This is a genomic window from Paraburkholderia largidicola, assembly GCF_013426895.1.
Lineage (GTDB): Bacteria > Pseudomonadota > Gammaproteobacteria > Burkholderiales > Burkholderiaceae > Paraburkholderia > Paraburkholderia largidicola.
Window position 1 is genome coordinate 1,254,102 of the sequence record NZ_AP023174.1, and the last position, 21,280, is coordinate 1,275,381.

At 63.9% G+C, this 21,280-nt stretch carries 19 protein-coding genes; 7 read left to right on the top strand and 12 right to left on the bottom strand.

Features of this window, described 5'->3' with window-relative positions; genetic code table 11:
• Positions 1–103: 103 nt before the first annotated feature.
• From PPGU16_RS05610 to PPGU16_RS05650, 9 genes are all read right to left on the bottom strand, one after another.
• Positions 104–931, bottom strand: coding sequence for a phosphodiesterase (locus PPGU16_RS05610; protein ID WP_180722557.1), 828 nt, complete (start codon positions 929–931; stop codon positions 104–106).
• A gap of 463 nt (positions 932–1,394) precedes the next feature.
• Complete coding sequence (locus PPGU16_RS05615) at positions 1,395–1,769, bottom strand: hypothetical protein (protein ID WP_180722048.1); 375 nt, start codon at positions 1,767–1,769, stop codon at positions 1,395–1,397.
• Complete coding sequence (locus PPGU16_RS05620; RefSeq protein WP_180722049.1) at positions 1,756–2,808, bottom strand: ABC transporter ATP-binding protein; 1,053 nt, start codon at positions 2,806–2,808, stop codon at positions 1,756–1,758. Before PPGU16_RS05620 ends, PPGU16_RS05615 begins: the two co-directional genes overlap by 14 nt.
• The gene (locus PPGU16_RS05625) at positions 2,805–3,719 is read right to left on the bottom strand and encodes an ABC transporter permease (RefSeq protein ID WP_180722050.1); all 915 of its coding nucleotides are present in this window, start codon (positions 3,717–3,719) and stop codon (positions 2,805–2,807) included. The genes PPGU16_RS05620 and PPGU16_RS05625 overlap by 4 nt, the downstream gene beginning before the upstream one ends.
• A gap of 39 nt (positions 3,720–3,758) precedes the next feature.
• Positions 3,759–4,583 carry an ABC transporter permease gene (locus PPGU16_RS05630; protein WP_180722051.1) on the bottom strand — a complete coding sequence of 275 codons (825 nt, stop codon included), beginning with the start codon at positions 4,581–4,583 and terminating at the stop codon, positions 3,759–3,761.
• Positions 4,580–5,626, bottom strand: coding sequence for an ABC transporter substrate-binding protein (locus tag PPGU16_RS05635; protein ID WP_180722052.1), 1,047 nt, complete (start codon positions 5,624–5,626; stop codon positions 4,580–4,582). Before PPGU16_RS05635 ends, PPGU16_RS05630 begins: the two co-directional genes overlap by 4 nt.
• 43 nt (positions 5,627–5,669) lie before the next feature.
• The gene (locus tag PPGU16_RS05640; RefSeq protein ID WP_180722053.1) at positions 5,670–6,743 is read right to left on the bottom strand and encodes a LacI family DNA-binding transcriptional regulator; all 1,074 of its coding nucleotides are present in this window, start codon (positions 6,741–6,743) and stop codon (positions 5,670–5,672) included.
• 629 nt (positions 6,744–7,372) lie between these two features.
• Positions 7,373–7,867, bottom strand: coding sequence for an RNA polymerase sigma factor (locus PPGU16_RS05645; RefSeq protein WP_238267902.1), 495 nt, complete (start codon positions 7,865–7,867; stop codon positions 7,373–7,375).
• A gap of 43 nt (positions 7,868–7,910) precedes the next feature.
• Complete coding sequence (locus PPGU16_RS05650; RefSeq protein WP_180722055.1) at positions 7,911–8,138, bottom strand: YgaP family membrane protein; 228 nt, start codon at positions 8,136–8,138, stop codon at positions 7,911–7,913.
• A 232-nt stretch (positions 8,139–8,370) separates the two neighbouring features.
• On the opposite strand from PPGU16_RS05650, the gene PPGU16_RS05655 reads away from it, so the two are divergent.
• From PPGU16_RS05655 to PPGU16_RS05680, 6 genes are all read left to right on the top strand, one after another.
• The gene (locus tag PPGU16_RS05655; protein WP_180722056.1) at positions 8,371–8,991 is read left to right on the top strand and encodes a glutathione S-transferase family protein; all 621 of its coding nucleotides are present in this window, start codon (positions 8,371–8,373) and stop codon (positions 8,989–8,991) included.
• A gap of 218 nt (positions 8,992–9,209) precedes the next feature.
• Complete coding sequence (locus PPGU16_RS05660; RefSeq protein ID WP_007585578.1) at positions 9,210–9,401, top strand: hypothetical protein; 192 nt, start codon at positions 9,210–9,212, stop codon at positions 9,399–9,401.
• A 128-nt stretch (positions 9,402–9,529) separates the two neighbouring features.
• Positions 9,530–10,933: an FAD-containing oxidoreductase gene (locus PPGU16_RS05665; protein WP_180722057.1), complete on the top strand. Its 1,404-nt coding sequence runs from the start codon at positions 9,530–9,532 to the stop codon at positions 10,931–10,933.
• Between the two features lie 11 nt (positions 10,934–10,944).
• On the top strand, positions 10,945–11,277 hold the full coding sequence (locus tag PPGU16_RS05670; protein WP_180722058.1) for a cupin domain-containing protein: 333 nt from the start codon (positions 10,945–10,947) through the stop codon (positions 11,275–11,277).
• A 122-nt stretch (positions 11,278–11,399) separates the two neighbouring features.
• Positions 11,400–11,975: a TMEM175 family protein gene (locus PPGU16_RS05675; protein WP_180722059.1), complete on the top strand. Its 576-nt coding sequence runs from the start codon at positions 11,400–11,402 to the stop codon at positions 11,973–11,975.
• 208 nt (positions 11,976–12,183) lie between these two features.
• Positions 12,184–12,666 (top strand): metallophosphoesterase family protein, encoded by a 483-nt coding sequence (locus PPGU16_RS05680; protein WP_180722060.1) that lies wholly within the window; start codon positions 12,184–12,186, stop codon positions 12,664–12,666.
• Positions 12,667–12,722: 56 nt separating this feature from the next.
• On the opposite strand, the gene proP is transcribed toward PPGU16_RS05680, so the two are convergent.
• The 3 genes from proP to argA all read right to left on the bottom strand — a co-directional run bounded on the left by proP (position 12,723) and on the right by argA (position 16,633).
• Entirely contained in the window at positions 12,723–14,192 is a 1,470-nt protein-coding gene (proP, locus tag PPGU16_RS05685) for a glycine betaine/L-proline transporter ProP (RefSeq protein ID WP_180722061.1), read from the bottom strand.
• A 730-nt stretch (positions 14,193–14,922) separates the two neighbouring features.
• Positions 14,923–15,198, bottom strand: a complete 276-nt coding sequence (locus PPGU16_RS05690; protein ID WP_180722062.1) for an oxidative damage protection protein — start codon at positions 15,196–15,198, stop codon at positions 14,923–14,925.
• A 55-nt stretch (positions 15,199–15,253) separates the two neighbouring features.
• On the bottom strand, positions 15,254–16,633 hold the full coding sequence (gene argA / locus PPGU16_RS05695; protein WP_180722063.1) for an amino-acid N-acetyltransferase: 1,380 nt from the start codon (positions 16,631–16,633) through the stop codon (positions 15,254–15,256).
• Positions 16,634–16,656: 23 nt separating this feature from the next.
• On the opposite strand from argA, the gene hrpA reads away from it, so the two are divergent.
• Positions 16,657–21,096 carry an ATP-dependent RNA helicase HrpA gene (gene hrpA / locus PPGU16_RS05700; protein ID WP_180722064.1) on the top strand — a complete coding sequence of 1,480 codons (4,440 nt, stop codon included), beginning with the start codon at positions 16,657–16,659 and terminating at the stop codon, positions 21,094–21,096.
• Positions 21,097–21,280: the final 184 nt, after the last annotated feature.

Below are 21,280 nucleotides of genomic sequence, written 5' to 3' on the forward strand. Positions count from 1 at the left end.
GACGCCGGCGGGAGAGAGTGGAGCGTGCCGATGATACCGGAGCGGGGCGGATCGTGCTCGACGCGGCACGAGCGCGTGCACCGTCGCGGCACGCCCGGCGCGCTCAGTCGATCAGCGATCCTTCCGGTTCATAGAACGGATACGGGCCGTCGGCTGCATCGACATAGGCGTGATGTGTGATGAGACCGTTCAGGCTGTCGTAGCGGTGTAGCGCGAACGCGGGCGGTTCCATCATGAAGGCGGATGGCGCGTCGTCGCGCAGATCGAGCGCTACCTGATGTGCGGGCGCGGGCACTGCCGATGCGATTGTGCCGCCGAAGCGGACGAACATCGGGCGATGCACATGGCCGCAGATCACACGTTCGACGTTCGGATGACGGGCGATGAGCGCCGCGAGCTTTTGTGCCGAGGTCGGATCGAGCCGCAGCGCGTCCATATGGCCGATGCCCGACACGAATGGCGGATGATGCAGCGCGACGATCACGGGCTTGTTGTGGGCCGCGTTTAGTTTTTCTTCAAGCCAGGCGAGGCGCTTGTCGCAGAGCAGGCCGGCGCTTTGGCCTGGGACCATCGAGTCGAGTGCGATCAGGTGGAGCGGGCCGATGTCGACGGAGTATTGGATGAACTCGTCGTTGGTGTGGAGTTCTTTGCGGTCGGCGAAGGAGGCGCGCAACGCGGCGCGGTCGTCGTGGTTGCCTACCAGCAGGTAGTAGGGGGCTTTTAGCGGCGCTAGCAGTGACTTCAGATGTTCGTATTGCTCCGGCTCGCCCTGGTCGACGAGGTCGCCGGTGATGATGATAGCGTCTGGGGTTGGAACGAGCGCGTTCAGGCGTTCGACGCAACGCGTCAGGTACGGTGCCGTGTCTACGCGGCGGTAAGCCAGCGCGCCTGGGCGTTTGATGTGGAGATCGCTGATCTGGGCTATTAACATGGGGTCCTCTTTGCTATGTGTGTCTGCGACGCTTTTCTTTGGGTTTGATTTGGGTTTTTTTGCTGGCATCCGCGTGATGTTATTGGTTTGCAAGCGTTGCCCCTGTGCGGGGCGGCACCTACTTTTCTTTGCCGCCGCAAAGAAAAGTAGGCAAAAGAAAGCGGCTCACACCGCCAGTTCTTGTATTCGCCTGAGGGCCCCCACAGGGTCTTACGCTTCACACGGCAATCACGTGACCCACGTGCGTTGCCAACGTTCTCCCTGTAGGCCTCACCCGCTTCACGCGCCCGCGTCACAGCCCGCCATGCCAGACAGTCCGCTGCCGCCCAGGTGGCAAACGGTGTGTAGGCTTTCGCGCCATACTCGCACCGCTCCGGACTGCGTAGCAAGTTTGGTGTTTCTGGTAAGAGCACTAACCTGCGCGGTACGACAACCTACACACCGTTTGCCACCTGGGCGGCACTTACCATTCGCTGCCGCTGGCACTTGTACGGGCGTTTGGAGCGGATGAGGCCTTTATTCGAAGCGTTGGCAACGCACGTTGAATTGAAACGCCGCCGTGTGAAGCATAAGACCGGCTGGGGGCCCTCAGGCAAGCATACGAGCTGGCGGTATTAGCCGCTTTCTTTTGCCTACTTTTCTTTGCGGCGGCAAAGAAAAGTAGGTGCCGCCCCGCACAGGGGCGACGCGTGAAGCACGTAGGCATATCGCGGATGCCAGCAAAAACCCAAACCAAACCAAAACCAAAACCAAAACCAAAACCAAAACCAAAACCAAAACCAAAACCAAAACCAAAACCAAAACCAAAACCAAAACCAAAAAACCTACGCCAACGCAATCAACCCCTCCCTGGCAACAGAAACCCCAACAACCGTGCCACGAGCAAGCTCAACCCTGCCAGGAACATCAACGACCAGCAAATCAGGCGCCGCATCACGAATAGTAAGCCTTGTCCGCTCACCCAAAAACGCAGCCCCCTCAACAACCCCTCTCAACTGCGCAGCAGAAAGCTCAGAAATCCACGCATCCTCAGGCCGAAAAAACACCTCATCGCCGTGAGGCATAACCCGGGTAGCATGCGTCGGCGGCAAAGGAATGGCACCGCCCGTCGTGGCAAGCACGCCATCCCGAGCCTGCCCCGCCACGCGATTGATCGTCCCGACAAACTGTGCGACGTTCCGGTTCGCCGGCCGATAGTAGATATCCCGCGGCGTCCCGATCTGCTCGATGCGCCCCGCGCTCATCACGACGATGCGATCGCCCAGTTCCATCGCCTCAGCCTGATCGTGCGTCACATAAACGGTCGTAATCCCAAGCTCGCGCAACAGCGCATTCATCTCCCCACGCAACGTGTCGCGCAGACGCGCATCGAGCGCCGTCAGCGGCTCGTCGAGCAACAACACCCGCGGTTGCGGCGCGAGAGCCCGCGCCAATGCGACGCGCTGACGCTGTCCGCCGGACAGTTGATCGATCGGTTTCTCAGCGTGATCGGTGAGACGCATCATCGAGAGCAACTCGTCCACGCGCTGCCGCGCCACGTCCGCATCCACGCGCTTGATCTTCAGACCATAGCTGATGTTGCCGCGCACGGTCAGATTCGGAAACAACGCGTAACTCTGAAACACCATGCCGACCTGGCGTTTCTCGATCGGCAGCGCCGTGACGTCCTCGTCGCCAAATGCAACGCGCCCGCCCGCGTCCGGCTGCTCGAGGCCCGCGATCATGCGCAGCGTCGTGGTCTTGCCGCAGCCCGACGGCCCGAGCAGCACCAGCGTTTCGCCCGCGCCAATCGACAGATCGAGCGGTTCGAGCACGCGCGTGCCGCGAAACGTTTTCGCGCAGCGCGTCAGCGTGATGGGAATGGAAGCGAGTTTCATGACTGGTTTTCTGCGGATGATGTCGTATCGATGACGCGCGTCTTCTTCTGCCGCGTGTTGCGCTGACCCGTCGCATCGACGCCGAGCCATTGCATCGCGACGAGCAGCGGCATCGTCATGATGAAAAAGAGAATGGTGTAAGCGCTGCCTATCTCGATGCGCAGCGAAGCATAGGTATCGGCGAGACCGACGGGCAGCGTCTTCGTTTCAGGCGTGTGCAGCATCCACGTGAGATTGAACTCGCCGATCGACAGCGTGACGACGGCCAGCGCGCCCGCGACGATGCCAGGCCGCACGTTCGGCAGCACGATCGTGATGAAGCGCTGAAAGAAGCTCGCGCCAAGACTCGCGGCGCCTTCTTCGAGCGTGCGCAGTCCCGAACTCGCACACACGGCGGCGACGGCGCGCACCATGAACGGCAGCGTGAACACCACATGCCCGACGACGATGAACGCAACGCTCGTGCGGAACATCGTGAAGCCGCCATATACGACGAGCAACGCGAGCGCGGACGCGAGTCCAGGCAAGGCGATCGGCAGCACGAGAAATTCCTCGATGATGCGCGAGGCCCGCGACTCGCTACGCGCAAGCACGTAGCCCGCCGGCACGCCTGTCAGCAACGTGATGACGAGCGTCGCGAGCGCGATTTCGAGCGACAGGAACACAGACGCGTGATACTGCGTCCACACTTCGCCCAGCCAGCGCAGCGTGAGCCCGCTCGCGACGCCCTGGAAGTAATTGACCGTGAGCCCCGCGAGTATCGACATCACGACGGGCACGATCAGAAACGCACACAACAGCAGCGTGACGAGCCATTGACCCGCCGCGAGCCATGCGCGCAACGAGGGCAGGGCGAACGCGCGCTTGTGCTGCATTTGAGGCGGGTTCGTGGTGTGAGCAACGGAATTCATGCGAGTGTCTTCATTCGACATGGAAAAGAATCGGCCCAATCAGGCCGTCGCCGCCACGGCCGAGCCGCTGACGCTGCGCGCGACATACAGCACGATCCACGTGACGATCCCGAGCACGATCGACAGTCCCGCCGCCGTCACCATGTTCGCGTTGAGCGTGAACTCGGTGTAGATGGTCATCGGCAGCACGTCGATATCGGTGGCGAGCGTGAACGCGGTGCCGAACGCGCCCATTGCCGTCGCGAAGCACACGGCGCCCGCCGCAATCAGGCCCGGCGACAGCGCGGGCAGCACGATGTCGCGCATGATCCGCCAAGGCGATGCGCCGAGCGAGCGCGCGGCTTCTTCGAGCGACGCATCGAGCTTGGTCGCCGATGCCATCACCGTCACGATCACGCGCGGAATCGAGAAATACAGATAGCCGACAAAGAGGCCCGTCATCGAATACGCGAACACCCACTTGTCGCCCGTGAGCTTGAGCGACAGCGCGCCGATCAAACCCTGGCGGCCCGCCAGCATGATCACCATGAAGCCGACCACCACGCCCGGAAATGCGAGCGGAAACGTCAGTAGCGCGAGCAGCGTGCGCTTGCCGGGAAACTCGCGGCGCGCGAGCAGCAGGCCGGAGATCACGGAGAGCGCGAGCGTCGTCGCCGTCACGGCTGCCGACAGCACGACGGTCGCGAACAGGCTCTTCATATAGCGCGTGTTCGCGAGCATCGCGCCGTACGTCTGCAGCAGATGACCGTCGGCGCTCACCTGCACGAGCGCTGTCATCGGCAGCAGCCAGAATGCGATGAAGACGGCGAGCGCGGGCGCGATCAACGCGATGCGCCAGCGCAGCGGAAACGTGATGTCGTTCAATGCATCACCTGCAGATACTGCTCGCCGAACGCCTGCTGCTTCTCGGCCATCTTCGCGAAGTCGACGGCGCGGGCGCGCGCATAGTCGCTCGCGGGCAGGAACTTCGAAGCGGCATCGGCCGTCATCGCGTTGGCGCGCACGGGGCGGAGATACGCGTTGGCCCACAGCTTCTGGCCTTCGTCCGACAGCACGAAATCGAGCACCTTCTTGCCGTTTGCATCGTGCGGCGCGCCCTTCACGAGGCTCATCACGTACGGCACTTCGATCGTGCCTTCCTTCGGAATCACGAACTCGACGTTGGCGTGATCCTTGTACTTCGCGCGGTACGCATCGAAGTCGTAGTCGAGCAGGATCGGAATCTCACCCGACAGCACGCGCGCATAGGCCGTCTGCTTCGGCACGATCGGCTGGTTGGCCTTCAGCTTCGCAAACCAGTCGAGGCCCGGCTTGAAGTTGTCGAAGCTGCCGCCCAGTGCCTGATTCACGGCAACCGCGCCCGCATAGCCGACGAACGCGCTCGACGGATCGAGGTAGCCGATCATTCCCTTGTACTCGGGCTTCAGCAGGTCGGCCCACGAACGCGGCACCGGCTTGCCTTCGAGCGCGTCCTTGTTGACGAAAAAGCCCAGCGTGCCCGAGTGGATCGCGAACCAGTAGCCTTGCGGGTCCTTCAGGTTCGCGGGAATGTCGTTCCAGTGGGCGGGCTTGTACGGCGCGATCACGCCCTTGTCCTTCGCCTGAAACGCCGACGACACGCCCAGATACACGACGTCCGCCACGGGGCTTTTCTGCTCGGCCATCAGCTGCGCAATCGACTGGCCGGAGTTCTTGTTGTCGAACGGCACACGGACACCCGTCTTTTGCTGGATGGCGTTGATCTGACTTGCCCAGTCGGCCCATTCGGGCGGGCAGTTGTAGCAGATCGCGGTTTCTTCGGCGTGCGCGAGTTGCGGTGCAGCCAGCGTCAGCACGAACGACGAAGCAACTAGCGCGGCGCGCGCGACGCGCAACGCTGCAATACCGATGGAGGAACGGCGGTTCACGACAGGTCTCCCGGAGGTTGAAAAAGGGTGTTTTTAAAGTCGATTACGCGGGCGAGCGGACGATGCGGCTCGACATGGCGCCCGACGCGTCGGAGATAGCCGCGACCGTTGCGCCTTCGCGCAGCGTGTGCGGCAAGGTCAACGACAGCGACGGCGCGTGCAGCGCGTCCTCGAAGCCCGTCGGCTGCGAGCCGTCGACGCGCGCGATCAGCCGCCGCCACGCCGCGCAGCCGATCTCGCGGTTCGGCGCACAGACGCTCGCGAGCGGCGGCGACAGCAGTTCGCCCATCGCGAGGCCGTCGAAGCCGAGAATCGACATGTCGTCGGGCATCTGCAGGCGCGCGCGGCGCAGACCGCGCATCACGACCATCGCGAGCAGATCGTTCGAGCAGAAGAGGGCCGTCGGGCGATTCGCGCCCGTCGTCAGATGGTTGAGCACGGCGGGCGCGAGTTCGTCCGCGTTGAAATCGATTTCGAGCGCGGGGGCGGGCGTGAGCCCCGCCTGCTGCATGGCCTGCGTGTAGCCCAGATGGCGCAGCCGCGCGCGGTCGGACGCGGCGAGCGTGCCCGCCAGCATCAGGATGCGCCGATGGCCGTGCGCGATCAGCATGCGCACGCCGTCATAGGCGGCTTGCCGGTTGTCGACGGACACGGACGGGCGGCGCACGGTGTCGTTGTGCATCAGCACGTACAGCATGCCGTCGCGGTCGAGTTCGTCGAGCAGCGGGTGCGTGTCGGCGTCCGCCACCGTCAGGATCAGGCCTTCGACGCGCTGTTCACGCAGCGTTTCGATCGCGTGGCGCTCGCGGTCGGCGTCGTATTGCGTGGTCATCAGCATCAGCCGGTAGCCTTGCGCGGACGCCAGCTCGTCGATGCCTTGCAGGCATTCGGCGAACACGGGGTTGGCGAGGGTCGGCAGCACCACGCCGATCAGGCGCGAGCGCTCGCCGCGTAGCTGGCGGCCGAGCGGGCTCGGGCGGAAGTTGAGGGCGTCGATCGACTGACGCACTTTTTCGAGGGTCACGGGGTTGACCGTATGCGGCGCGTTGATCGCGCGCGAGACCGTCGCGATCGAAAAGCCCGCGTGCGCGGCGACATCCTTGATCGTGGGCGTCATCGTTGGGTTCCCGTCAGCCTGTGCCGCGCGCCGCGTCGAGGGGCGTGCGTCGTTGTAAACGTTTTCGTGGGGCGGATTATCGGGAACGTTTGTGACGGGTCGATGAATGCGCGCTGGGTCGCGCATGGGCGAAACTGGGGTTCGCGCCGGTTTGGTCAGGCTGCGGCGCGATGGTAGAATCGCGTCCGCCCTGCCGGGGTGATGAAATTGGTAAACATAGCGGACTTAAAGCATTGAGTGCCCAGCCGGAAACGGCCGGTGCAGAACCCTTCAAATTCGGCGAAACCCCTGAATGCGCGCGATTCACGCGGTGCAACGAGGCAACGCCGAGCCAAGCCCGTTTTCTTTCCTGCCGATGCGGGACGGAAGGCGCGGAAGGTGTAGAGACTAGACGGGGGGCGCCTTAGGCGATGGGTGTGCAATACGCGCATCGCGATGGCGAAGGCATAGTCCAGCGCACGAACGTTTGCTGTCAGGTCGTAGCAGACGGCGTCGAAAGACGTAGTGTGACGAAAATCCGCCGCTTAACAGCTTGCCGGTTCGAGTCCGGTCCCCGGCACCAGGACACCCCTCACGCTCATATCAGTTGAGCGACGCGTCGCGATGCGTTTTCGGACGCGGACGCTTCGTCAAACCTCCCCCAACAAATACTCCCGCGCCATCACCCTCGCGCGATGCAAGCGGCTCTTCGTCGCTGCCGCCGTCATCCCCAGCCTGGCGGCGATTTCGCCGATCGTCAGCTCTTCGAAATCGCGCAGCAAGATCACATCGCGATAATCCGCGGGCAGCGATTCCAGCGCCGCCACCAGTTCCAGCCGCAACGTGTCGCTACTGTGGATAGCCAGCCAGCGGTCGACGCGTTCCTCGTCGTAAGGATCGAAGTCGAACGCGCGGCGCCCGAGCCGCCGGCATTCGCGCCGCACGACGGCGAACAGCCACCCTGAGAACGCGGCCAGCGCCCGCACCGATCCAATCTTGCGCGACACGATCCACAGCACCTCCTGCACCGCATCGTCGACATCGGAAATCATGCAGTGGCGCTGCGCGTAGCGGCGGATATCCGGTTGGTAAAGGCGCAGCAGCCGTTCGAGCGCGGCGGGGTCGCCCGAGCGCGCGGCCGTCACGGTGTCGAGGCGCTCGTCCGGCGCGGGAACGCTCGCGTGCACGTCAGCCCTTCGCCTGCGCGCGGATTTGCGCCTTCTGCAGGCGCCGCCCGACCAGCGCACATGCCGGGCAAAACCCCACCAGACCCGACACGACGATGCCCAGCGCCGCGATCGCGACGATGATCCCGACGGCGCCCGTCCAGAACGCAATCGACAGCACGGCGACCGCGATTCCCACGATCACGCGTGCAATCCTTTCCCAGACGGGTACATTCTTCACATAAAACATCGTTGGCTCCTAAGCTCGTTCGAGGACGTCCCTCGGCAGCTAAGAGGCGGCAGATTCGCAAACGGATTCGCGGGATCGAAAATTTTCTCGTGCTTTCCTTCCGGCAAAGCGCGTCGAGCGGCTCGCCCAGTGTAAGAGCCCGATAGGCGGCCTGCAGCGCACAGCCATCGCCATCCCACGCCCATTCGTCTACAGTATCCCGCTGACACCAAACCCAACGGGAGAAAGCAGCATGCAACTGATCGGCATGATGGATTCGCCTTACGTCCGGCGCGTCGCCATTTCGCTCGCCGTGCTCGGCCTGCCGTTCGAGCACCAGAGCGTATCGGTGTTCCGGCACTTCGACGCGTTCGCGAAGATCAATCCCGTGGTCAAGGCCCCGACCTTCATCGCCGACGACGGCACGCTGCTGATCGATTCGTCGCTGATCCTCGATTATCTCGACCATCTGAGCGCGCCCGACCAGCGCCTGATACCCGCGGACCCAGCCGGGCGCCTGAAGGCGCTGAGCCTGATCGGCTTCGCGCTCGCGGCCTGCGAAAAGACCATGCAGAACGTCTACGAGTTGAATCTGCGTCCCGCCGAGCGCCAGCATCAACCGTGGATCGAGCGCGTCCAGACGCAACTGTTCGCTGCGTACGACCATCTGGAGACGGCCATCGCGGGCCGCGAAGGAAACGGCTGGCTGTTGGGCGACCGTCTGATGCGGCCGGACATCACGCTGGCCGTCACGTGGCGATTCCAGCAGTTCATGCTGCCCGATCTCGTCGATCCCGCGCGTTACCCCGCGCTGGCTGCATTCTCGAAGCGGGCCGAAGCGCTGCAGGAATTCATCGCCGCGCCGCTCGAATGACCGTTCTTTTATGGCCCGCCAATGGCCCGCGCAACCGGCTGCAGCGGGCCCATAACCATACGGCGCAAGGCGTTGCGGGATTGTTCTGCTCCGTCGACAACTATCTTCGCGATTAGCTCATTTATCCCTAACACTTCGCTCTCTACAATCCACCCATCGAAACTTTTTATGCAGATCGACGTCGTGCCCGATACGCGGCGTCATTGATGGGAGTAGCCATGAGAGCGATCATCGAACGACAGCTTTATCACCCGGCCGTAGTGCTGCCGATGGTGTCGCTCATCCAGATCATGGTGCAGGTCGACTTCAATCTGAGCCAGGCGGGTTTCGTCGTCGCGACGAACGGCGCGCGCGCCGCGCTGCAACGCTCGCGCGAACTGATCTGCTCGCTGCATCATTGCGATGCATGATTCGCGCGGCATGATGCGCTGAACGACGTCCGAACGACCCACGTTTCACCCACCGGGACTCACCCCTTCGAGAAACACACGGCTGGCGTAAGATGACCGACTCGCACACGCGATTCGGGAGATCTGCCATGCCACAGCATTTCGACGCCATCGTGATCGGCACGGGACAGGGCGGTTCGCCCCTCGCCGTGCGTCTTGCGGAGAACGGCCGCAAGACGGCCGTCATCGAACGTGACAAGTTTGGCGGGACCTGTGTGAACGTCGGCTGCACGCCGACCAAGGCGTATGTGGCGAGCGCACGCACCGCGCATGTCGCGCGCCGCGCAGCCGATTATGGCGTGCACATTGCGGGTGATGTCAGCGTCGATCTCGCGCAGGTGAAGGCCCGCAAAGACAAGATCATCGGCCAGTCGCGCGACGGCGTCGAAAAGTGGCTGCGCAGTACGGAAAACGTCACCGTCTTCAAAGGCCATGCGCGTCTCACCGGCCCGCATGCGCTCACCGTTACCGATCCCGAAAGCGGCAACGTGCTGGCCGAACTGGAGGCCGACGAAATCTTCATCAACACTGGTACGCGCGCTGTCATTCCGAAGCTCGAAGGACTCGAGCGCATTCGCTATCACACGAATTCGACGCTACTCGATCTGACCGACTTGCCAGAACATCTGGCCATCGTCGGCGGCAGTTATATCGCGCTCGAATTCGCGCAGGTGTTCCGCCGCTTTGGCAGCCGCGTGACGGTGATCGTGCGCGGCGACCGTGTGCTCACGCGCGAGGACGAAGACTTCGCGCGCAACGTGCAGAAAGTGCTCACGCGCGAGGGCATCGAATTCCGCTTCGGCGCCGAGCCCTCACGTGTCGAGCCGTTGCACGAGAGCGGCGATGGCGTGCGTGTGTTCTTCGGCGCTGATCCCGCACCCCTCGAAGCATCGCATCTGCTATTCGCAACAGGCCGACGCCCGAATACCGACGATCTCGGTCTCGACGCGGCCGGCGTCAGTGTCGACAAGCACGGCACGATTCCCGTCGACGGCCAGTTGCGCACGAATGTGCCCGGCGTGTGGGCGATCGGCGATGTGAACGGGCGCGGCGCGTTCACGCATACCTCTTACGACGACTATCAGATCGTCTCGGCGAATCTGTTCGACGGCGGCAAGCGCAGTGTCGACGACCGGATCATGGCGTACGCAGTATTCGTCGATCCGCCGCTTGCGCGTGTCGGCCTGTCCGAGCACGACGTGCGCACGAGCGGCCGCGATGCGCTGATCGCGACAATGCCGATGACGCGCGTCGGCCGCGCGCGCGAGAAGGGCGAGACGGACGGCTTCATGAAGGTGCTCGTCGACAACGCGTCGAAGCAGATCCTCGGCGCGACGATTTACGGTGTCGACGGCGACGAGGCGATTCATACGTTCATCGACATCATGACGGCGCGCGCGCCCTACACGACGCTGCAGTTCGCCATGCATATCCACCCGACGATCAGCGAGCTGGTCCCGACGCTGCTCGACGGCCTCGCGCCGCTGAAGTGAGGTCGCCACACATGCAACTGCAAACGGGCAATCTGTTCAGGGGTGAAGCGAAGCGTGACGGCGAAGAGCGGATCGACGTGCTCGTTACGGGACAGCGCCTGAACGTGGAGCGCATCGTATCGATGGGGCATACGAGTCCCGCCGGCTTCTGGTACGACGACTCGCGCGCCGAATGGGTCGTGCTGCTGTCGGGCGCGGCCGTGCTCGAGTTCGAGGAAGACGCGACGCTGCACGACATGCGTCCCGGCGACTACGTGCTGATCGGGCCGCATTGCAGGCATCGCGTGGCGTGGACGCATGAGACGGAACAGACCGTGTGGCTCGCGATCTATCACGAGCCATGAGACGAGCCCTGTATTTGACCATGATCGACAGCCCGGCCTGTGATCGCGGATAATCGGCAGCGGCGGCGTAGGGCCTCGCCTGCGTCGATTGAACAACCAGATCCGCAACAGGAACCGGGCAGATGGGTAAAGGACGAATCGAAGCCTTCAGCGATGGCGTTATCGCGATCATCATCACGATCATGGTCCTCGAACTCAAAGTACCGGAGGGCTTCGATCTCGAATCGCTGCGCCCCGTGATCCCCGTGTTTCTCGCCTACGTGCTGAGCTTTCTGTACGTCGGCATTTACTGGAACAACCATCATCACATGTTCCATGCCGTGCAGAAGGTGACGGGCGGCGTGTTGTGGGCGAACCTGCATCTGCTGTTCTGGCTGTCGCTGATGCCCGCCATTACGCACTGGATCGGCGAAAGCCATCTGGCCGCCTGGCCGACCGCACTATACGGCCTCGATCTCTTCATGTGCGCGATTGCGTACTTCATCCTCGCGCATGTGCTGATCCGTCATCACGGCCCGGACTCGACGCTGGCGCGTGCACTCGGCCGCGATCGCAAGGGCAAGCTGTCCGTCGTGATGTATCTGTCGGGTGTGGTGTTCGCGTTCATCGCGCCGTGGGTGTCGGTGGCGCTCTATACGTTTTGTGCGTTCATGTGGCTCGTGCCCGACAGCCGCATCGAACAGTTGGTCAAGGAATAGCGGATGCTCGCGCGCGTCCCCCGTTTTCTCGCCGCGCTGACGATGGCGGGGCGCGTGTGAGGACCGACGCTCGGCGTGCTGTCGGCATTCGCATGCGGCGCGGTCGTGTCAGTGCTCGTGCAGGGCGCGACGAAGCGGCGGGTCGCGATGTCGCGCAAGCCACGCGCGCCGCTGGCCGCGCTCGATTGAGATCTTTCAGGAACGCACGATGACGACGCGCCGCACGCAATCTTCACGCATCGGCCTGATTTCGGACACGCACAATCTCGTGCGACCCGAGGCGCTGGCGTGGCTGGCGGGGTGCGACGCGATCGTTCATGCGGGCGACATCTGCAATCAGGCAGTGCTCGATGCGCTGGCACCCATCGCGCCGTTGACGGTCGTGCGCGGCAACAACGACACGGGTTCATGGGCCTCGTCGATTCCAACCCACGCGACGCTCGATGTGCAACAGGTGAGGATCTTCGTCGTTCACGATATCGCCGACGTGCCGCGCAATCTGCATGACGAGGGCGTGCGCGTTGTCGTGACCGGGCACTCGCACAAGCCGCTGATCGTCGAGCGCGACGGCGTGCTGTTCGTCAATCCCGGCAGCGCGGGGCCGCGCCGCTTCAGGCTGCCGATTTCGGCGGGCATCTTGACGATCGACGGCGCGCATGTCGAAGCCACGCTGCATACGCTCACCCCATAAAAAAACGGGTCAGCCGAAGCTGACCCGTTTCAATTCAATGCGTGAACCGATGATGCTTATGCACGCGCCGTCACAGCGGCTGCATACGCTTCGTCGATTTCCTCGGCTTCACGCTCGCCGCGCAGCACGGCATGCGCTTCCGCACGCGTCGCGACGCAGGGACCCGAGCCGAGCAACGGCTTGCGAGCCGTCTCGCGCAGTGCGAGCACCGACACGATACCGATGATCGACGCGCCCATCAGGTAGTACGCCGGCATCATCAGATTGCCGGTGCGGTCCACCAGCCATGCCGTCACCAGCGGCGTCGTACCGCCGAACAGCGACACCGACACGTTGAAGCCGATCGCCAGCGCGCCGTAACGAATCTTCGTCGGGAACAGGGCGGGCAGCGACGACGGCATCACGCCCGTGAACGTCGACAGCAACGCGCCGAGAATCAGCAGGCCGGCGAACACGGGCAGGACCGTGCCCATACGGATCAGCAGCAGCGCCGGGATCGACAGCACGAACAGACCCACGCAACCGAGCAGCATGACGGGCTTGCGGCCGATCTTGTCCGACAGGTGGCCCGCGTAGAGCGTCATCGGCATCATCAGCACCATCACGAGCAGCACGAGGAACAGGCCGTGCGATTCGTTGAAGTGCAGCGTCGCCGACAGATAACTCGGCAGATACGACAACGCCATGTAATCGGTCACGTTGAAGATCAGTACGAGGCCGACGCACAGCAGCAGCGGCTTCCATTGCTGCGCGAGCAGTTCGACGAAGCTCTGCTTCGGACGGGACAATTCGTCCGCTTCACGCGCTTCCGCTTCCTTCTTGAAGGCGGGCGTTTCTTCGAGCTTCATCCGGATATACAGGCCGACCAGACCCAGCGGACCCGCGATGAAGAACGGCACACGCCAGCCCCACGACAGCAGCGCTTCCTGCGACAGCGTCGCCGTCAGCACGGCAACCGTGCCGGCGCCGAGGATATAGCCGACCAGCGTGCCGAATTCGAGGAAGCTGCCCGCGAAGCCGCGGCGGCGATCCGTCGCAAACTCGGCGATGAAGGTGGCTGCGCCGCCATATTCACCACCCGTCGAAAAGCCCTGCACCAGACGCGCAACGAGCAGCAGCGCGGGCGCGAGAATGCCGATCGAGCCATAGCTCGGAATCAGACCGATCGCGAAGGTGCCGACGGCCATCATGATCATCGTCATCGCGAGCACGCGCTGACGGCCGATGCGGTCGCCGAGCGGGCCGAACACCATGCCGCCGATGGGGCGCACCAGGAACGCGGCGGCGAACGTGCCGAAGGTCGCGATCAACTGCGCCGACGGACTGCTCGACGGGAAGAACACTTTGCCGAGCGTGACAGCGATATAGCTGTACACGCCGAAATCGAACCATTCCATGGCGTTGCCGAGCGCCATGGCGCCGACGGCACGTTTGAGAAGGGAATTGTCGACGACGGTGATGTCGTCGAGAGTCAGGCTGTTGTCTTTGTTTTTATGTCGCCAGAAACCGTTGCTGGAAGCGGTCAAGGTACAAGCTCCTATGACTGCGGCCGAACGCAAAAAGCGCTCCGCCACGGATTGCTGGAAAGTGCAGTTTCGCGAGCGGTCGATGCGAACAGGCGTAACGCCCCGCACGGACCACGCAAAGGCGTGCTGCGCAGACGTGCATAAGCACTTTGCGCAGAAAAAGTAACGCCCGTGCATCGCGAAGGTCGTCGCGAAATTGCACTTGATAGTTGCTGCTAAACGTTGGTACCCACGTGGCCGTGCAGGGGGGCAGATACCGGAGGACAGTCACGCACGCGGTGCGCTCATGCCGCTTGAAAAGGCTTGAAACGAAAAAGGCCGGCGAGGCGTCGCTCTGGATCGCGCCGATCAGACCGACGCGATTTGCAACGAAACAACCGACAAGCCTTCTTGTATAAAAAACAATTCAATCCGAACCCGGCGCGCTTGGCGGCCACGGTGCAAACTGAACGCGAATGAAGGGTTAATGCTGTTAGAACGAGGCACATGATAGCACGATAAGCGAGGATCGTGCAAACCGCTGGTCCGACGTGGGGCGGGGAAGGGCGCGCAATCCGTTGCCTGGCGGGGGATTGCGGGAATTCGGCGGGGGCTGAAAAGGCGGCTCGGGATTAACGGTTTCGTTCAATTTGCCGGCCGCAGCGGACCGACCCGGCGGACGGAAACCGGCGAAAAAAATCCGCGCACCGGGCGCGGATTTTTTGCCTGTCGCGAGTTGTAGCCGCGAAGATCAGCTTTCCGCGGGCGGCACGTAGCCCGTTGCCTGATCGGCGCCTTCGCCGAAGAAGAACTTTTCCGTCTGCTTCATCAGATACTGACGTGCGCGCGGATCGGCCATGTTCAGGCGGTTTTCGTTGATCAGCATGGTCTGCTGCTTGAGCCATTGCTGCCATGCTTCCTTCGAGACGCTCTCGTAGATCCGTTTGCCGAGTTCGCCCGGCAGCGGCGGGAAATCGAGACCTTCGGCTTCCTTGCCGAGCTTCGTGCATTGAACCATGCGAGTCATGCTGTGCTTCTCCTGTAATCGATGTGGAACGGCGGCGCGTCGTTATTGTGAGCGCTCAGAGCTGTTTCATCAGCACGAGCGACTTACGCTGCCAGTTGTAGAGGCGGCGGCGGTCTTCGGGCAGGTCGTCGACCGTGACCTTCACGAAGCCGCGCTTGAGGAACCAGTGCTCGGTGCGCGTCGTCAGCACGAAGATACGCGTCAGTCCGCGCGCCCGCGCGCGCTGCTCGATGCGCTTCAACAGCCGTTCGCCGTCGCCCGAGCCTTGCGCTTCCGGCGCGACCGTCAGGCACGCCATCTCGCCGATGCGCTCCTGCGGGTACGGATACAGCGCCGCGCAGCCGAACAGCACGCCATCGTGCTCGATCACCGAGAAATGGTCGATGTCGCGTTCGATCTGGTGACGCCCGCGCCGCACCAGCGTACCGTCGGTTTCCAGCGGCTCGATCAGCGTCAGAATGCCGCCGACGTCGTCCGGCGTCGCTTCGCGCAGGCTTTCGAGGTTCTCGTACGAGATCATCGTGCCCACGCCATCGTGCAAGAACAGTTCCAGCAGCAGGCTGCCGTCGAGCGCGTAGGGAATGATGTGCGAACGCGCAACGCCGCCACGGCAAGCGCGGATGGAGTGCTTCAGATAGAAGCCGGCATCGCCCGTCACCGCGCCGCTTTCGTGCAGGCGGTATGCGTCGTCCAGCGACAACTCGCGGATCAGCGCGCTTTCTTCGTCGAGCAGGCCTTCCGTTTCGGTGAGAAACACGATCTTGTCGGCGCGCAGCGCGATCGCGGCAGCCGAGGCGACGTCTTCCATCGCCAGGTTGAACGCTTCGCCCGTCGGCGAAAAGCCGAGCGGCGACAGCAGCACGATCTTGCCGCTCGCGAGCGAATGGCGGATCGACTCGGCATCGATCTTGCGCACCACGCCCGTATGCTGGAAATCGACCCCGTCGAGAATGCCGACCGGACGCGCCGTCACGAAGTTGCCCGACACGACGCTGATGTGCGCGTGCGCCATCGGCGTGTTCGGCAAGCCCTGGCTGATCGCGGCCTCGATGTCGAGACGGACTTCGCCCGCCGCTTCCTTCGCCGATTCGAGCGCGCGCGCATTGGTGATGCGCATGCCGTGCGAAAACTCGGACTCGACGCCGTGCAGGCTCATCTGCTCTTCCACTTGCGGACGCGAGCCGTGTACGAGCACGATCTGGATACCCATCGCCTGCAACAGCGCAATGTCGGATACCAGCGCGTTGAGCAGCCCCTGATGCACGACCTCGCCGCCGAAGCCGACGACAAACGTCTTGTTTCGGAACGCGTGGATATACGGCGCGACCGATCGCATCCAGTCGACGAATTGCGCGTGCTGCAGCAGGGCTTCCGAGTCGCCGGGCGATGCCGGTGAAGGAACGGGCGTGGGGACGAGGTCGGTTTGGGAATTCATGCCCCGGATTATAATGCGCCCCCATGTCGAATGTACCCAAAAGCTCCACTGGAGCCGATACGAAAAACGCGGCTGACGCTGCCGCGAAAGACGCGGCGAGCCCCGCGCCGCGCGGTCATCAGGACGCGACGCGTGACGCGCGCGGCGACGCCACGCGCCGTGACGTTTCCGTGAATGTTGCGAATGCGCCGCGTTCGGGCGCGTCGGCGCACGGCGAGGCGAAGCAACAGCAAGGCGCGAACGCCGGGAAAAGCGGCGCGCGCGAGCAGCAGAACGGCGCGCCGAACCGGCAGCGGGATCAGCAGGGTCAGCGTGGGCCGGATCAGGCAGGTGACGCCCGCCGACAGCAGGCGCCGCGTGCTCGAGGCAACCCGCAAGGTGGCGCGCAAGGCAATAATCCACGCGCCAGCGGCGAGCCGGGCGCCGGGAAACAGCGCAATGCGTCGCGCGAGGCGGGCGGAGAAAACCAGCGCAACGCGCCGCGCGAGCCCCGCAAGCCCGCGCGCGTCGTCGAACCGAATCCCATTCCACCCATCACGTTCCCCGAAGCGCTCCCCGTCTCGGGCCGACGCGAGGAAATCGCGCGCGCGATTGCCGGCCACCAGGTCGTGATCGTCAGCGGCGAGACGGGCTCGGGCAAGACGACCCAGTTGCCGAAAATCTGTCTCGCGCTCGGTCGCGGACTCGGCGCGGGCGGTAGCGGGCTGATCGGCCACACGCAGCCGCGCCGGATCGCGGCTTCGGCGACGGGCCGGCGCATTGCCGAGGAACTCGGCACGCCGTTCGGCGAAGTGGTCGGCTACAAGGTGCGTTTCACCGATAATCTCGCGCCGGGCGCGTCCGTCAAACTGATGACGGACGGCATTCTGCTCGCGGAAACGCAGACCGATCCGCTGCTGAAAGCGTACGACACGCTGATCATCGACGAGGCGCACGAGCGCAGCCTGAACATCGATTTTCTGCTCGGCTATCTGAAAGAGATTTTGCCGAAGCGCCCGGATCTGAAGTTGATCGTGACGTCGGCGACCATCGATGCCGATCGCTTCGCACGTCATTTCGGCTCCGAAGAAAAACCCGCGCCCGTGATCGAGGTGAGCGGCCGGCTGTATCCCGTCGAGGTCCGCTATCGTCCCGTCGCCGAAGATTCGCCGGCGGTGAAGTCGGCGGAAGGGAATGCGGGCCGGGAGCGTGGCGATCGTCCGAAAACGCAGCGGGAGACCGACCGCGATCTGATGGACGCGATCGTCGAAGCCGCCGACGAACTGTGCCGCGAAGGCCCGGGCGATGTGCTCGTATTCCTGCCCGGCGAGCGCGAGATTCGCGACGCGGCGGAAGCGCTGCGCAAGCAGCATCCGCCGCACACGGAGATTTTGCCGCTGTTCGCGCGGCTGTCGGCGGCTGAACAGGAACGCGTGTTCCGTCCGTCGAACGCGCGGCGCATCGTGCTCGCCACCAACGTCGCCGAGACCTCGCTGACGGTGCCGGGCATCCGCTATGTGGTCGACACGGGCCTCGCCCGCGTGAAGCGCTACTCGTACCGCAACAAGGTCGAGCAGCTGCAGGTCGAGTCGATTTCGCAGGCGGCGGCTAACCAGCGGGCAGGGCGCTGCGGACGGGTCGCGGACGGCATCTGCATCCGTCTCTACGACGAAGCCGATTTCCAGTCGCGCGTGCGCTTCACCGACCCGGAAATTCTGCGGTCGTCGCTGGCGTCCGTCATTCTGCGGATGAAGTCGCTGCATCTGACGGCCATCGAAACCTTCCCGTTCATCGAACCGCCGCCCGGGCGCGCGATTGCCGACGGCTATCAACTGCTGAACGAACTCGGCGCCGTCGACGACGACAACGCGCTGACGCCGCTCGGCCGTGAACTCGCGCGCCTGCCGCTCGATCCGCGCGTCGGCCGGATGATTCTCGGCGCGCGCGACCAGCAGGCGCTGCGCGAAGTGCTGATCATCGCGAGTGCGCTGTCCGTGCAGGACCCGCGCGACCGTCCCATCGACGCGCAGGAGCAGGCAGACCAGGCGCATCGCAAGTTCGCCGACGAGCGCTCAGAGTTTCTGCAGTGGCTGAAGATCTGGGCGTGGTTCGAAGAGGCCATCGCGCACAAGAAGTCGAACAGGCAGCTGACCGATGCATGCAAGCAGAACTTCCTGTCGCATCTGCGTTTGCGCGAATGGCGCGACGTGCATTCGCAACTGCTCACGGTGGTGCGCGAGCACGGCTGGCGCGTGAATGACAGCGAAGCGACCTTCGAGCAGATTCATCTGGCGCTGCTGACGGGCCTACTCGGCAATATCGGTCTGAAGGCCGACGACGAGCCCTACTATCTCGGCGCGCGCAGCATCAAGTTTTATCTGTGGCCCGGCTCGGCGCTCGTGAAGAAGGCAGGCAAGTGGGTGATGGCGGCGGAACTCGTCGAAACGAGCCGGCTGTACGCCCGCTGCATCGCGAAGATCGAGCCGGAATGGATCGAGCGCGTCGGCGCGCATCTGTTGAAGAAGTCGCTCTCCGAGCCGCACTGGGAAAAGCGCGCGGCGCAGGTGTCGGCATTCGAGCGCGCGATGCTGTACGGCTTGCCCATTTATCACCGGCGGCGCGTCAGTTTCGGCAAGCAGGACCCGGCGCGCGCGCGGGAGCTGTTCATCCGCGGCGCGCTGGTTGAAGGCGAGTTCGACACGAAGCTCGCGTTTTTTGCGCACAACCGCAAGCTGCTCGCCGATATCGAACAGCTCGAACACAAGTCGCGCCGCCAGGACGTACTGGTCGACGACGAACTGATCTACGCGTTCTACGATCAGGCTGTGCCGAACGGCATCCATACGGGGGCCGCGTTCGAGCGCTGGTATCGCGACGAAGTGAAGAAGAGCGGGCAGCAGGAAGACAAGCTGCGCCTGCTGTATCTGTCACGCGACGATCTGATGCGCCACGAGGCGGCCGGCGTCACGACCGACCTGTTCCCGAAGCGGATGACGATGGCGGGCGTCGACATGGCGCTCACCTATCACTTCGAGCCGGGCTCGCCGCGCGACGGCGTGACGCTCGCCGTGCCGCTGTATGCGCTGAATCAGGTGGATGCGCGGCGCGTCGAGTGGCTCGTGCCGGGCATGCTGAAGGAAAAGACGCAACTGCTGCTCAAGTCCTTGCCGCAGAAGCTGCGCCGCCACGTCGTGCCGTTGCCGGAGTACGCGGCGGGCTTCGTCGAGCGGCACAGCGGGCCGAAATTCGGCGCGGGCGGCCTGCTCGACACGGTGATCGCCGATATTCGCGAGCAGACGCAGATCGCGACGAAGCAGTCGGACTTCAAGCTCGAAACGCTCGCGCCGCACCTGTTCATGAACTTCAAGGTGATCGACGAGCACGGCCGGCAGCTCGCGATGGGCCGCAATCTCGCGCAACTGCGCGCGGAGCTGGGCGGCCAGGCGCAACAGCAGTTCCAGAAAATCGCGTCGAGCGCGGCGGGTGCGGCGCTCGCGAATGCGGGCTCGGGCGGCGGCGATGCTCCCGCGCGTGAAGCGACGGGCGGTAGGAATGGTGGAGGCGCGCGTGGCGCCTCAGCTGTGCCGCACACGCCCGCTGCCGGCGAAGCAGCGGCTGCTCCCGCAACCGCCCTCTACGAAAACCTGACGACGTGGAACTTCGGCAAGCTCCCCGAGCTGCTCGAAATCCGGCGCGGCGGGCACACGCTGTTCGGCTATCCGGCGCTCGTCGATCGCGGCACGCATTGCGACGTCGAAGTGTTCGATTCGCCGGACGAGGCCGCGCGCATCCATCGCGCGGGTCTGCGGCGACTGTTCGCGCTGCAGTTGCGCGAGCCGATCAAATACCTCGAAAAAAACCTGCCGGGCTTGCGCGAAATGGCGATGCAGTTCATGCCGCGCGGCACGCAGGAAGAACTGCGCGATCAACTGATCGACACGGCGCTCGACCGCGCGTGCCTGCAGGACCCGCTGCCCGACGACGACGCGAGCTTCCACGCGCGCAAGGACGAAGGCCGCAGCCGGCTGACGTTGCTCGCGCAGGAGATTGCCCGCCTTGGCGGACAGATTCTTGGCGAGTATGCGGCCGTCGTGAAGAAACTCGCGCAGGCGAAGCCGTTCGCCGCGGCTTTTGCCGACATGCAGAACCAGTTGGAAGCGCTGATCGGCAAACGCTTTATCGTCGATACGCCGTACCCGCAGTTGACGCATTTCCCGCGCTATCTGAAGGGCATCGCGCTGCGCATCGACAAACTGAAAGCGGACTCGGCACGCGACGCGCGCCAGTTCGCAGAGTTTCAGCCGCTCGCGCAGAACTACCAGCGAGCGCTCGCGCAGCGCGGCGGCGTGCCGGATGCCCGGCTCGTCGAGTTCCGCTGGCTGCTGGAGGAACTGCGCGTGTCGCTGTTCGCGCAGGAACTGCGTACGCCGATGCCCGTTTCCGTCAAGCGTCTCTATAAGGTGTGGGAGTCGATGCAGCGTTGAGCGACGCGGGCGCGCTTTCTGGGCGCGCCCGGGTGTGCCGTTATGGGCAAAGCGCGCCGAACCGCCGCAAACCACAGATCGCGCGCCTGCGCGCCGTCCGTCCGGCGCGCCCTGCGTCACCGCGCCGCAACGCTCGCCTTTTCCCCGATCGAGGTCAACCGAAGCGTCACGCAAACGTTCTACA